The 13,217-nt window shown below is 47.9% G+C and carries 12 protein-coding genes; 6 read left to right on the top strand and 6 right to left on the bottom strand.

Annotated features, from left to right (window positions below; translation table 11 throughout):
- Positions 1 to 70: 70 nt before the first annotated feature.
- Positions 71 to 2,209 (top strand): CHAT domain-containing protein, encoded by a 2,139-nt coding sequence (locus S7335_RS09685; protein ID WP_198011364.1) that lies wholly within the window; start codon positions 71 to 73, stop codon positions 2,207 to 2,209.
- Positions 2,210 to 2,253: 44 nt separating this feature from the next.
- On the opposite strand, the gene S7335_RS09680 is transcribed toward S7335_RS09685, so the two are convergent.
- Together S7335_RS09680 and nth are read right to left on the bottom strand one after the other, a co-directional pair.
- The gene (locus S7335_RS09680; protein ID WP_006456798.1) at positions 2,254 to 2,907 is read right to left on the bottom strand and encodes a peroxiredoxin-like family protein; all 654 of its coding nucleotides are present in this window, start codon (positions 2,905 to 2,907) and stop codon (positions 2,254 to 2,256) included.
- Positions 2,908 to 3,079: 172 nt separating this feature from the next.
- Positions 3,080 to 3,844, bottom strand: a complete 765-nt coding sequence (gene nth / locus S7335_RS09675) for an endonuclease III (RefSeq protein ID WP_006456987.1) — start codon at positions 3,842 to 3,844, stop codon at positions 3,080 to 3,082.
- Positions 3,845 to 4,037: 193 nt separating this feature from the next.
- On the opposite strand from nth, the gene S7335_RS09670 reads away from it, so the two are divergent.
- Together S7335_RS09670 and S7335_RS09665 are read left to right on the top strand one after the other, a co-directional pair.
- Positions 4,038 to 4,997 carry an RpoD/SigA family RNA polymerase sigma factor gene (locus tag S7335_RS09670; protein WP_006456260.1) on the top strand — a complete coding sequence of 320 codons (960 nt, stop codon included), beginning with the start codon at positions 4,038 to 4,040 and terminating at the stop codon, positions 4,995 to 4,997.
- Between the two features lie 177 nt (positions 4,998 to 5,174).
- Positions 5,175 to 6,011: a glycosyltransferase family 2 protein gene (locus S7335_RS09665; RefSeq protein WP_038017805.1), complete on the top strand. Its 837-nt coding sequence runs from the start codon at positions 5,175 to 5,177 to the stop codon at positions 6,009 to 6,011.
- A gap of 16 nt (positions 6,012 to 6,027) precedes the next feature.
- Here S7335_RS09665 and S7335_RS09660 read toward each other — a convergent pair whose 3' ends face one another.
- The 4 genes from S7335_RS09660 to S7335_RS09645 all read right to left on the bottom strand — a co-directional run bounded on the left by S7335_RS09660 (position 6,028) and on the right by S7335_RS09645 (position 9,741).
- Positions 6,028 to 7,182: a glycosyltransferase gene (locus tag S7335_RS09660; protein WP_006456851.1), complete on the bottom strand. Its 1,155-nt coding sequence runs from the start codon at positions 7,180 to 7,182 to the stop codon at positions 6,028 to 6,030.
- Between the two features lie 4 nt (positions 7,183 to 7,186).
- Entirely contained in the window at positions 7,187 to 8,335 is a 1,149-nt protein-coding gene (locus S7335_RS09655) for a glycosyltransferase (RefSeq protein WP_006453965.1), read from the bottom strand.
- Positions 8,336 to 8,723: 388 nt separating this feature from the next.
- Complete coding sequence (locus S7335_RS09650) at positions 8,724 to 9,032, bottom strand: hypothetical protein (protein ID WP_006456787.1); 309 nt, start codon at positions 9,030 to 9,032, stop codon at positions 8,724 to 8,726.
- A gap of 16 nt (positions 9,033 to 9,048) precedes the next feature.
- Positions 9,049 to 9,741 (bottom strand): TetR/AcrR family transcriptional regulator, encoded by a 693-nt coding sequence (locus tag S7335_RS09645; protein WP_006453806.1) that lies wholly within the window; start codon positions 9,739 to 9,741, stop codon positions 9,049 to 9,051.
- A gap of 147 nt (positions 9,742 to 9,888) precedes the next feature.
- On the opposite strand from S7335_RS09645, the gene S7335_RS09640 reads away from it, so the two are divergent.
- From S7335_RS09640 to S7335_RS09630, 3 genes are all read left to right on the top strand, one after another.
- A complete protein-coding gene (locus tag S7335_RS09640) occupies positions 9,889 to 11,115 on the top strand; it encodes an HlyD family efflux transporter periplasmic adaptor subunit (RefSeq protein ID WP_038016009.1) in 1,227 nt (408 codons plus the stop codon).
- A 43-nt stretch (positions 11,116 to 11,158) separates the two neighbouring features.
- Positions 11,159 to 12,352 carry an ABC transporter permease DevC gene (devC, locus tag S7335_RS09635; RefSeq protein WP_006454259.1) on the top strand — a complete coding sequence of 398 codons (1,194 nt, stop codon included), beginning with the start codon at positions 11,159 to 11,161 and terminating at the stop codon, positions 12,350 to 12,352.
- 91 nt (positions 12,353 to 12,443) lie between these two features.
- Positions 12,444 to 13,148 carry a DevA family ABC transporter ATP-binding protein gene (locus tag S7335_RS09630; RefSeq protein ID WP_006453430.1) on the top strand — a complete coding sequence of 235 codons (705 nt, stop codon included), beginning with the start codon at positions 12,444 to 12,446 and terminating at the stop codon, positions 13,146 to 13,148.
- The last annotated feature ends 69 nt before the right edge of the window (positions 13,149 to 13,217 follow it).

The raw sequence follows: 13,217 nt of genomic DNA, 5'->3' as shown, positions 1-13,217 counted from the left end.
GACGCTAATAGTTTGTTTTTGGTTATCTTTGGTGCTGAGCGCTACATATTCTCTGTCAGTACAGGCTTCAATGCCTACTGTGACACAAACACCTTTAGCTGCTTCCGACGTTGAATTTCAATCCCAGATCTCCCAGGTGCAGGAACTTCAATCACTCGGCTTCTATCGCCGCGCGCTGCTTCAGCTAAGTGATATCGACTTGTTAGAGCAACCGGACTCTCTTATCAAAGTACACGGACTCCATCTGCTCTCAGATCTTCAGCGCATAGTTGGCGATTTGACTGCGGCTCAGACGACAATTGAAAGCGCGATCGCCACCGCCCAAACCCTAGACGTCATAGAAATTGCACCGATGCTGCTGAGCCTTGGCCATATTGCAGCCGCTTCTGGAGAAACAGAACAAGCACTTGAGCAGTACGAAGAAGTCAGCGCGATCGCCTCTACACCTCAGCTAAAACTGCGATCACATCTCAGCCAGCTCCCTCTGCTGACAGAAACTAACTACTCACAAATTGCAACCCTTTATACAGACATCCAAACCCTCATAGAACGCCTTCCTGTCGATAAGACCACAGTAAATGCCAGGCTCGAACTCGCACGTTACTACCTAGAAAGCCCTATCGGAAATGACATCGCTACGCCGCAGGTGATCGCTCAAAACCTAGCCACCGCCCGAAATCAAGCTCAAACCCTATCAGATAGCTATGCCGAATCTTACGCGCTCGGCTATTTAGGTGAACTGTACCTCAAACAACAGCAGCTATCTGAAGCGGATGATGTTTTGCGTCAGGCCCTAGAAATTGCAGAAGCATTGCGCTCTTCCGAGCTTACCTACCAGTGGCAATGGGCACTTGGTAGAGTGCATGTTCAGCAAAATCGAACAGCGCTAGCGCTAAGTGACTACGAGAACGCAGTAGATAGTCTGAAGACACTCAGAGGAAATCTGATCGCGATCGCACCCGATCTAAGATTCGACTTCACAGAACGAGTAGAGCCTGTCTACCGAGAATGGGTCGCTCTGCTGTTGAGCAGTCAGTCCGCTAAAAAGTCTGCCGAAGAACCCGCCAAAGACCTTACTAACTTACAAAAAGCCCAGGGCGCGATCGAATCACTACAGCTCGCCGAACTCGAAAACTACTTTGCTGAGCCTTGTGTTCCGCTTAGCCAAGACATCAGCCAGATTATTGAGAATACGACCTCGCCTACCGCCGTTCTCTATCCCATCATTCTGAGTAATCGCCTTGAAATTCTGCTAAAGCTACCCGATCAGTCCCTACAGCAATACACCGTTGCGATCACCCAGCCAGCCCTTGAAGAATTACTCAACCAGTTTCAAATCGACCTACGCCTACCTTTTACATCCAATACGCTACGCACACTCTCAGCCCAGCTCTATGACTTACTTATCCGACCTGCGCAACCTGCCCTCGAGCAAAGCAACATCGATACCCTTGTCTTTGTTCTAGATGGCTCTTTGCGAAACGTTCCGATGTCTGCGCTTTACGACGGGCAACAATACCTAGTCGAAAACTATAGCATTGCCCTAGCGCCTGGTCTTCAGCTTGTAGCCCCTCAGCCTTTAGCTAATAGAAATTTAACAACGCTAGTTGCCGGACTAAGTGAAGCTCGCCACGGCTTCTCTAATCTCCCTTTTGTCAAAGCAGAAATCTCTCAAGTCCAACAGACAACGAGCAGTCGCGTCCTTTTAGACGAAGACTTTACCGAAGCCCAACTCACAACATTGCTCAGCAACGCTGACTACCAAGTAGTCCACCTAGCCACCCACGGACAGTTCAGCTCTGACGCCGAAGATACCTTTATTCTCGCTTGGGACAAGCCGATCCAAGTCGATGATTTTAATACCCTTTTGCGCCAGAGCGATCAGACAAACGAAAGTGCGATAGAACTCCTTATCCTTAGCGCCTGTGATACGGCTTTGGGCGATCGCCGTGCGGCCCTAGGAATAGCAGGTGTCGCCGTCCAGGCCGGAGCCCGCAGCACCCTAGCCACCCTTTGGAACCTAGATGACGAAACGGGCGCACTCTTCTCCAATTATTTCTATCAAGCGTTACAACAACCTGACACTTCAAAAGCGCAAGCACTTAGGCTCGCTCAGCTACAAATACTTAAAGGAGAAGATGCTAATAGTCAGCTCTATCAGCATCCCCGTTTTTGGGCACCGTATATTTTGCTAGGAAACTGGCTATAGTGCTCTAGCAGAAATCTACAGAAAGAATCTGCAAAAAGAGCCTATTAGAGTGACTTCACGGCAGCTAGCACTTCTGCTGGTTCGGCGCGCTGAGTATAGTCTGCATTAGCGTAGGCATAGCGAATAGTCGCAGATGTATCAATGACGTAAGTTGCTGGAACAGGCAGCTCGTAGGTGTCATCACCATTGCTTGCAGGAATATCGATGCCTAGCCCCTTGTAGAGCGGACGTAGCTCAGATGCTAACGTGAAGACCAGCCCATATTTTTGAGCAACAACGTTACCCACATCACTCAATACTGGAAAGGCAAGATCATGCTTTTCTTTCACGCTCAAAGAATTATCGGGCAGCTCAGGAGAAATCGCAATTACTTGAGCATCAGCTTGTCGAAACTCCGGTAGTAATCGCTGAAAAGCCCGCAGCTCTAGATTACAGTAAGGGCACCATTGGCCTCTATAAAAGTTGATCACGACCGGGCCATTCTTCAGCAGTTCACTAAGTTTTACCTGGGTGCCTGTTGGATCGGGTAGTTCAAAATCAGGGGCCTGGTCGCCCACTTTTAGGCTGCTGTCTACGATGCCAGACTCAGCAAGTTCCGACGTCGTTTTTACCATCACGTTGACAGCTGCTGACGGTAGCTGCTGCTCAATATCGTCACGTCGATCCTTAAGCTGAGCTGAGAGTGATTGAGTAGTCATTGTGTTTTCCTCTAGTCTGTGTACTTAACTGTAGAGAGCACAGCTGAGAAAGAGATTAGAGCCAACAAAGGATTAGCAGTGATCCCTAAACTGAACGCCTAAACTGAACGCCTAAACTGAACGCCTAAACTGAACGTTAGAGAGCAAGAGATACTTTTCTACTGAGACTCTCCTACTTGCTACCGCCTGTACTAAGCACCTGCTGTCCAAAGGGGCAAAGGTCTAGAATGACACAGCGATCGCACGTCGGATTTCGATAGTGACAGCAGTGCTGACCATGCAGCATTAATACTTCGTGATTGTCGTACACCTGTTGGGCACTCCAATCTTCTGGCAGCTGCGCTTCGAGAATGGCGTGCGAGGGACCAACTGTAACCTTCTTTGGAATTAACTCTGTTCTTACAGCTACCCGATGATGATGACTATCTACAGGAAGTGCTCTACGTCGCAACGTGCTAAAGGCCAAAACCGCAGCGCTGGTCTTAGGTCCTACGCCAGTCAAGGTTTCTAGCCACGCTCTAGCTTCTGCAACCGGAATATCTGCGAGAAAATCGATTGAAAGTGTTCCTCTTTCTTTCGTGATTTGTTGAAGAATCTGCTGAATGCGAGGTGCTTTCTGTTCTGGCCAGGTGCAGGGAGCGATCGCCGCTTGCACTGCCTCTGTCTTGGCATCACGAACTAATTTCCAATCTGGAAATGCTGCCCTTAGCTGTTTGAAAGCTCGACCGGAATCTTTATTTTTAGTCCGATGAGAGAGTAAGGAAGAAACTAACTCACTTAACGGATCGAGATTGTGGAAATAGGCGATCGGACAGCCATATTCGACACAAAGCTTCTGATGGATTGCGATCACTTTATGGGTATTATTTTCGCTTTGATCCGGGCCTTGGTTTGGGCTTTGGTCTGGGCTTTGATCTGGAGTCAGACTAAGTTGCAAAGGACGGTATAGAGTAAACGCGACTGCCTGACACAGTAGTAAACTGCGTGATTAGCTGCGTCTATCCACAGACTATCGTTGCTTAATTTTATTTATTCTTAAGCTGATCTATAGATCTACCGCTTTAGGGTGATGCCCTATCAAAAGGAATATGTCAATATCTCTAAGTAGGTAAATACAAACTAAATATTTTATGAACAGTAAGTCTAGCTCTTCAAACTTAGTCAGCAGATACTTGAAGGGAATTGGCCGGTTCCCTTTGCTGACTCATGAGCAAGAAATTACTCTTGGGAAAACTGTACAGCAGCTAATGAAGCTTGAGGCAATTCGAGACGACCTGACTGAGACAATGGACAGAGAGCCTACTTTGGCAGAATGGGCCGAGGCAACTAATCTCTCTCCAGAAGCGCTGAAAAAGACTGTCGAGATTGGTCAGCAAGCCAAAGATAAGATGATGCGCTCAAATTTGCGCTTGGTAGTGTCGATTGCCAAAAAGTATCGAGGTAGCAAGCTCGATATGATGGATTTAATTCAAGAAGGCAGTCTGGGTCTATGTCGCGGCGTTGAGAAGTTCGATCCGCTAAAGGGCTATCGATTTTCAACGTATGCGTACTGGTGGATTCGTCAGGCAATTACCCGGGCGATCGCTGATACAGGCAGAACCATTCGTCTACCTATCCACATCAATGAAAAGCTATCCAAGATTCGCAAGGCTCAGCGCGAAGTTTCTTTAGAACTGGGCCGTCCGGCTACGGTTTCTGAAGTTGCTGAGAAAGTATCCTTACCTGCTGAAAAAGTAAGAGAGCTTCAAAGACAAAGTAGATTGCCACTCTCGCTAAATATGCGAATTGGGAGTGAACAAAATACAGAGCTAGGCGCACTGTTAGAATCAGATAGCCAGTCACCAGAAGAATATGCGACCCAAAACCTACTGAAAAGGGATATTGGCCAACTACTTGCCAGGCTGACAGAACGCCAGAAAGATGTCATCAGCATGCGCTTTGGTCTAGACGATGGAAAGAAGAAAACGCTAGCGCAAATCGGTCACGATTTAGACATTAGCAGAGAGCGCGTACGTCAAATTGAACGTAAGGCTCTAAGAACCCTACGCCATACAGGTCGTGGTTTGAAAGAATACACAATGGCAAGTTAGAAGCTCGTCACCCAAGAGCCGTTAGGAGCGCCGTTCAAAAGCACAGTCGAGGCGCAGCCGAGACCCCAATCGAAAACATAGGAGTGTTGAAAAAGTAAGTTGCTCCTGAGATAGAGGCATTAAGAAAAATTTTCTAGAATAATGAGCGGATTGCTTTTTTGCTGCCGCTCATTTTTTGTGAATAAACTTTCTGTTCTAACACTAACTCGAAACCGTTCAAACCATCTCAAGAATCTGTTAGAGGGGCTTGCTCGCTCTAGCCGCCTGCCGAATGAATGCGTTGTGGTTCATATGAATGAACCGGCAGATCCTTTAGGCGACTGGCCCTTTGACTGTCATCACCATCGTTACGATAGTGGGGAGGTTGCTCTACCGCTAGCACTTGCTCGCAATTTTGCCGCGCAAATAGCGACAGGCGATTTGTTGCTGTTTTTAGATGTTGACTGTATTCCTAGCGTGGCTTTGGTAGAAGCTTACGAACAAGCCTGTAACCGAATGCCGGAAGCGATCATGATGGGCGCTGTTCAATATTTACAGAAAGTTGTAGAAATTGATTGGGAAAATCCAGTCATAGAGTCTTTCTTGCATTCTCAAAGCGCACCTAATGCTAGACGCGATATCTCTAACCTAAGTAGTTTATCTTTAGAAACGAACTATGGCCTGTTTTGGTCGCTCTCGTTTGCCCTATTTCGTCCATTGTTCAATCGGATAGGAGGCTTTAGTGACTGCTACCCAGGATATGGCGCAGAAGATACTGATTTTGCCTGGAAAGCGAGAGCACAAGACGTGCCGTTGGTTTGGGTGCCAGAAGCAATGGCCTATCACCAGTATCATCACAGCACGACCCCACCTTGGCATAATTTTGACAGCATTGTTCATAATGCCCAGGTCTTCTACCAGCGTTGGCAAGAGTGGCCGATGAGCGGCTGGCTAAAAGTGTTTGCCGACGAAGGCTATATCAAATGGTCAATAGCAGAAGATAAGCTTGAAGTGCTGCGTTCACCCTCTGGATAGTCTGACACTGCACTGTCTAAGCCACTTTAATCTGAGCCTTCTCGGCTAGACTAGCGGTCTCCAAGCAGCTTTCTGTCGATGAATATCTAGCGTCTGGATGTTTCGCGTCTGGATATCTAACACACTGTCTGGTGACATCAGCAATATGTTGTGCGGCGCGTTTGGGAGCATCTGCAGATTGCAAAGACTGCCAGCGATTAGGAGAAAGCGCAATCACCTGTTGCCATAGGCTGGGCCACTCATCTGGCTTGGGCCACTGCTTGGAAACAATGCTCAAGTCCATAGAACCCAGCACCGCTGCTTTGCATACTTGCTCGTCAAAGTATCTTTGAGCTGGGATGCAGATAGAAGGCACACCCGCCGCACCAATTTCCATCGTAGCGTTATGTCCAGCATTAGCCACCACTAAATCGGCATGGCACAGATACGGCCACACGTCTTGAACCAGACCGGGCGAGTGAACAAAAGGAGAGTGAATAGAATGAGCACCGAGAAAATGCCACTGCCACTGTGGGGTAGATTCAGCGGCTATGACAATGTCTTGCGCGGTGATCTGTGTGCCCCCAAATCCTGTCATCACTAGAATGTTTGGTTTCTCTGTAGAATAGCCAGGCGGCGCCGCCCTAGCTTTCTTCCTACCTGAAAATCGACTGAACCCGCCGCTATAGAAAGTCTTTTCTTTAATCCACTGGGGGCAATCTGATTGTTCTAATTTTTCAGAAAACGGCGCTAATAAAGAACAGGCCCAGTCGTATGCCAGGGTGTGTCCTTTATCCCAGCGCCGACCATGCTGTCTGCTATAGATTACTGGGATCCCACACATTCTAGCTAGAATAGAGGCCTCTAGCCCCACATCTGAAACGACTAGATCTGGCTGCCAAATGCTTAAGAAAGAGACCATCGCCACCGTGAACGGCGTATTGTCTCCGTGATTAACGAGAAAGTCATGATATTCGTGAGCAGTTTGTTGCTGAACGAATGGATTGGACGATTGAGGGCCATAGCTAGGCACACTCACCCGTTCTATCGGACGATCTAATACGGCAACTTGGGGTGGGCCATCCATGCCGATAGCCGCAAGTTCAAAGTCTGCAGGAAGGTGAGATGCGATCGCCTCAAATCGCCGACAGTGCCCAGCCCCTTGTAAGTTCAGATAAAAAGCAACTCTCATACGACTAACTAGCAATGCCTACCAGAAACTGCATCTGCTCAACTGTATGCTGATGGTGGCTGCTCTGATCTAGCCTTCGCTGATTGGCGACTAACCGACGATACCGCTTCTCATAGTTCTCTATCATCGAATCGATATGACAAAAAGTCGTCGCCCGTTTGCGACAGTCTTGATGCGACAGCTTTGCCGCTGCCGACACCGCATTTGCCAAGGCTGCGGCTGTTCTCTCTTCCACCATTACCCCACAAAGAGGCGTCAAAATTTCTTCAGCCGCCCCGCTACGGAAGGTGGCTACTGGTGTGCCTGAAGCCAATGCTTCAGCATAGACAAACCCATAGGGCTCTTCCCACATTGGCGTATTCACAAAAACACTTGCTCGCAAGAGCGCCTGCTTAATCTGTGCGTGGGTTAGATGACCCAGATAGGTTACCTGAGTAGCTTCAGTCTGTGTGGCTGCTAATAGGGGAGCAATCTCCTTGTTAAAATAATCTTTGTTACCGATAGGTCCCGCAATTTCAATGTTGTATCCCGCTCTGATTACGGCCTGTATAGCTAGATGAGGTGCTTTTTCTGGAACAAACCGACCATACCAAAGCGCCTGTCGTGCCCGCCTTGTAGACGACACGGGCCAGCCCTCGACATCAATGCCATTATAGACAACATCAGAATCAATCAGCGGTTCCCACGCTTTGGCTAAGCTGTTGGAAACAGAGACAGCTAATAGTCTACCAAGCGTATTTCTAGCTGAAGCATATCGAACAGCCTCTGCTAACTCTTTGTATACAGGGGTATGGAGCACAGTCAGCATTGGCATCGGTAAATCAGCAGCGCTCAATAGCAAAAACGGGTGGAGAGCATTATTGTGTACGACGTCAAACGGATGCTGACAAAGATGTCTGATTACGCTGGCGTAGGCCGACATGTTGCAGGACTGACGGCTCAAAATTGTTTGGGCATTTGGGTTATTCACAAACGCACTTTCAATACAAGGGCTAAGACCTAGTGTCGAGTCCGAATCACCGCTTGCGAATAGCGTAACATCATGACCTCTTTCAATTAACTTCTTGGCAAGCCACCATGTATGAGATTCCATTCCCCCTGCAAAAGGCTCGGCTATGGGGTGGTGCAGCAGTCCAATAATGGCAATCTTCATCAGTGCCCTTCAATATAGCTAGAAAATACGATTGGGAGAGTCGACAAGCAGGCGTAAGTAGACCATGTCGAAAACTTACACTCGTATTCGCTCGGTTGTTTATTTTGTTTATAGCGTTAGAGCCATAGTTTCAAAGGCCCTATGGCATTTTGTTTTACTAAAGGTTTGATTAGAAACAGATTTATAGAGAACTGCTTAGCAGTTTTTATGACTAGCTTCCACTGAAGCTAGATAGAAGATAAAGGATTCGTTAAAAAATCACTATCTATCTTTGGGAAAAACTTTTGTCTATCGGTGGGTATAGCTGATACTAATTGCAACGAAGCTGATAGGAAATAAGCCTGTCTGAAACAAAACTATCTATAGAAATGATCCACTCAGAGCTGACCTACTCACCCAGCTTTCCTCGCCAGCGTAAGCTGTTTTCATTGAGCCAAGTGACAGATTTAGAGTCAGTCAGCATCTGTTGGGCGATCGCAATTGCTCGTACTAGCTGTTCTTCGTTCAGTTGTTTATAAGCAGGCAGCTTTCGAGACAAAGAGTCATACCAGCATCCCTCAAACAAATTGTCTAAAACAATTCTGGCAAAACAATGATTGAAACGTACGGGCATAGAAACCTGTTTTGCCCTATTGGGTAGCTGCTCATTGATCAAAGATAAATAGTGTTCTCTTAAGTTATCGATTGTGTTATCCATACTTGGCAATGGTGAATTACGAATTGCTTGTTGTATCCATGGCAGTGATTAACTGCACCAGTCCATTCACCATGCGATCGCGCTCTAACGGCAAAATCTCGCTGCCATGTAGTACATTTTGAATTAGCAGGTAGTGAACAATTGAACCTACAAAAATCCGCGCAGTCACCATTGGGTCACTAAGCTGGAGCTGCGTTTGGGCAGCTAAATACCGAGCGAAATTCTCAATAATAGGCTTTTCAACTTCTCGTACAAACCGCTGTGCCAAGGTAGGAAAGCGCTCTGACTCACCGATGATCAGCCGCATCAAGTTCATCAGCGCCTGATCGCGGCTAAAGTCGTCCGTCACAAACATAGCCAGCTGTCGCAAAACTTGATCAGGCGGATAGTGGACTGCGGTCGCATCTAATAGCCTCTGACGCATCTGTTGATTACGCTCAGTAAGCTTTTGTACCAGGGCAAAAAATAGGCCTTCTTTGTCTTGAAAATATTTATACAGCGTCGGTTTTGAAACTTTGGCAGCTTTAGCAATTCGGTCCATGCTAGAAGCGGCATAGCCCTGTGTTGAAAATACAGACAATGCGCCACTCAAAATCACCGTTGCTTTATCAGGATTGTGACCAGACGTTCCGTTAGACAAATCAATCGGCTCAGATTCGATATTAGATTCGACAGAAAGAGGGTTTCGGGATTGGGCCGAAGAAGTCACTCAATAGCTCCATAAGACATATTCCTAGGATGCCAGACGCAACACATATTTTGATTTTAAACTAGAAAAAAGCTTTTACTTTACTAAACGGTTTAGTATTATATAAACATAACGTCACCCTAGAGTTGTGCAAACAACGTCGTCATTATGAGTTTTGACAGGTTGAATCCAGTTAGATTGCAGTTGGGCTTATGGAAGCAGCGGGCTGACCTCACAGATAGCGCTTCACTGCGGTGGCGCTTGTTACTGGGGCTACTGCTATTGGGCACAGGTGGCCTGGCTGGGTGGCAAGTTTGGCAAGCATCGATCCAGCCGAAAGAATCTGAATCGACGATAGTTGTTCCTCAAATTTCTACGGTGACTGCATTAGGCGCTCTAGAGCCAGCCGGAGAACTGATTAGCATCACGCCACCAACGTCTGTGCAGGAAAGCCGAATTGGAGATCTGCGGGTGAGTGAGGGCGATCGCATTGAGGCCGGCCAAATAATTGCCGTACTAGATAATCGTGATCGCCTAGAGGCGGCTCTTCGCAAAGCTGAACAGCAAGTTGAAATCGCTCGTGCGAAACAATCCCAAATTGAAGCTGGGGCTAAATCAGGAGAGGTCCAGGCCCAGCTTGCCGAAATTGCTCGCATCGAGGCTAGCCAAGTTGGAGATATAGCTGCACAGCGAGCGACGATTGCCCGTATAGAAGCAGAGGTCAACAACGCCCGCGCTGACTTTGAGCGCTATTACTCCCTCTATCAGCGTGGCGGTATTTCTGCCTCAGAAAGAGACACTAGACGTTTAACCCTAACGACTGCCGAGCAGAGATTGGCCGAGGCGATCGCTGTGCTATCTCGCATTCAGACGACTAGTCAGCAGCAGCTCTCTCAAGCTAGGTCAACTCTCAATAGAATTGAGGACGTGCGGCCTGTAGACGTATCTGCGGCCAGAGCTGAAGTGCAAGCGGCGATCGCAGCAGTTGCCGAAGCCCAGGCCAACTTGGATCAGGCATACGTTAAGTCGCCTGTAGCTGGTCAGATCATCGAAGTCCATGCACGCCCTGGTGAGACCGTTAGTAGCGACGGCATTGCCACCATCGGTCAGAATCAGCAGATGATGGCGATTGCTGAGGTCTATCAAGACGACATCCGCAAAGTTGAGATTGGTCAGTCGGCAGTCGTGACCTCTCCGGTCATCACCGTGCCTTTGCAAGGCACTGTCGAACAGATTGGCTTTCAAGTAGAACGTCAGGAAGTAGTGAACGAAGATCCGGCAGCGAATATCGATGCCAAAGTTGTTGAAGTTCATGTGCAGCTAAACGAGACAGCTAGTGAAAAAGTTGCCAGTCTTTCGAATTTGCAGGTAACCGTCACGATTCAAACCGAATAGTTTCTTGTTTTTTACCGCTTTGTCTCCCCTCAAAAAGGTCACTATGCTCAGTGCATTTAATCCAGCTAAATTATTGCAGGCGCTTCAAAATCGCACGCCGCTAGGATTCAAGCAGCTAAAGCACGATCGATTAAGGCTGTTGACTGCGATCGCCGGTATCACCTTTGCCGATGTCTTGATCTTCATGCAGCTCGGATTTTCAGACGCGCTCTATAAGACCAATACTCAATTTCCTAGGCAGATACAGGCAGACTTAGTCGTTATTAGCAGTGAAGCAGAGAATTTCGGCAGGCTGCGTACATTCTCTAGGAGAAGGCTTTATCAGGCGCTAGATGTGCCCGGTGTCGCCAACGCTGACGCACTGTACATTGCCACAAAAGAGTGGAAAAATCCGCAGACAAGAGAGAAAAAATCTATGCTCTTAATCGGGCAAAACCCGGCTCGACCCGCTTTCAATCTGCCAGAAGTGAATGAGAATCTAGAAGCGATTAAGCTACCCAATCGTGTGCTCTTTGACCGGGCGGCTAGGGGAGAGTATCAGGAAGCGATCGCCCAAGTTGACGCTGGCGAACTAGTTACCACAGAAGTTGGCTTGCAAACGGTAACTGTAGTAGACCTATTCGAAGTCGGCGCTTCTTTTGCCAGCGATGGCGCCCTTATCACTAGCGATCAAAATTTTCTCAGACTGTTTCCCAGCAAAGAAGCGGGTGTCGTAAGTATGGGCCTAATCCAGCTAGAAGACGGTGCTGACATAGAGCAGGTAAGGACAGAACTTTCAGCCTATCTAGCAGACGATGTGCAGGTATTTACCCAAGCGGGATATGTTGAATTTGAAGTTAATGATATTAAAAGCGATTCTCCGATTGGCTTTGTCTTTGGGCTAGGTTCGGCGATGGGATTCATCGTAGGCGTGGTGATTGTCTATCAGGTGCTTTCTACAGATGTGAACAGCCATCTGGCAGAATATGCCACGTTCAAAGCGATGGGCTATCGCAACAGCTATCTGCTAGGCGTTGTATTTGAGGAAGCTTTGATTTTATCTCTGCTAGGCTTTGTCCCAAGCTTGTTTGTCGCACTAGGAGCCTATCAGCTAACGGCTAGGGCGACTGCGCTAGCCATTTCGATGCCCGTAAGCCGAGCCGTAGTTGTGTTTATGCTAACGCTGTTGATGTGTAATGTTTCAGGTGCGATCGCCACTCGCCGTCTCCAATCCGCCGATCCTGCTGATATCTTCTAATTCTTGTCGCATTAGTCTTTATTAGCCGATCTCTATCAGCCAGTCCCTATCAGCCAGTCCCTATCAGCCAGTTTTCTTTAACTACAAGATTATGGAAGCTTCGACCGCCATCTCTGTCCAGCACCTGGATCATTTCTTTGGTTCAGGGCGACTTCGCAAGCAAGCTTTATTCGATATTAACCTAGAAATTCCAACAGGTGAAATCGTGATCATGACCGGGCCATCTGGCTCAGGAAAGACAACGCTGCTGACCCTAATCGGGGGACTGCGATCCGCTCAATCTGGCAGCTTGAACGTGGTCGGACATGAAATTACAGACGCCAGCGAGAGCGAACTAGTGCTGGCCAGAAGAGACAATGGCTATATCTTTCAGGCGCACAACCTACACCAAAGTCTAACCGCAGTAGAAAATGTACAAATGGGCCTAGAAGTACAGGGGCGGATGGCAAAAGCGGAGCGCTACCAAAAAGCAACAGAAATTCTAGAGAAAGTAGGTTTAGGCGATCGCACCACTTACTACCCAGCCGATCTATCGGGCGGCCAAAAGCAGAGAGTTGCGATCGCCCGTGCCCTGGTCAGCCAACCCAAGATTGTCCTCGCCGACGAACCCACCGCCGCCCTCGACAAGCAATCAGGCCGAGATGTCGTTGAAATCATGCACGATCTAGCCAAACAGCAGGGCTGCACTATCTTACTAGTCACCCACGACAACCGCATTCTCGACATTGCTGATCGCATTATTTACATGGAAGACGGTCGCCTAGCTACTCAGCCAGAATTTGCAGAAGCCGAATAAGATGGAAAAACCAAATACTCAGTTATGATGTATGGCAATCGCCAGTTTTTGCATCTTTTGGCCTCTTTC

The sequence above is a fragment of the Synechococcus sp. PCC 7335 genome (assembly GCF_000155595.1).
GTDB lineage: Bacteria > Cyanobacteriota > Cyanobacteriia > Phormidesmidales > Phormidesmidaceae > Phormidesmis.
The sequence above is the reverse complement of the archived record's forward strand: the minus strand, read 5'-3'. Positions and strand labels throughout refer to the sequence as shown.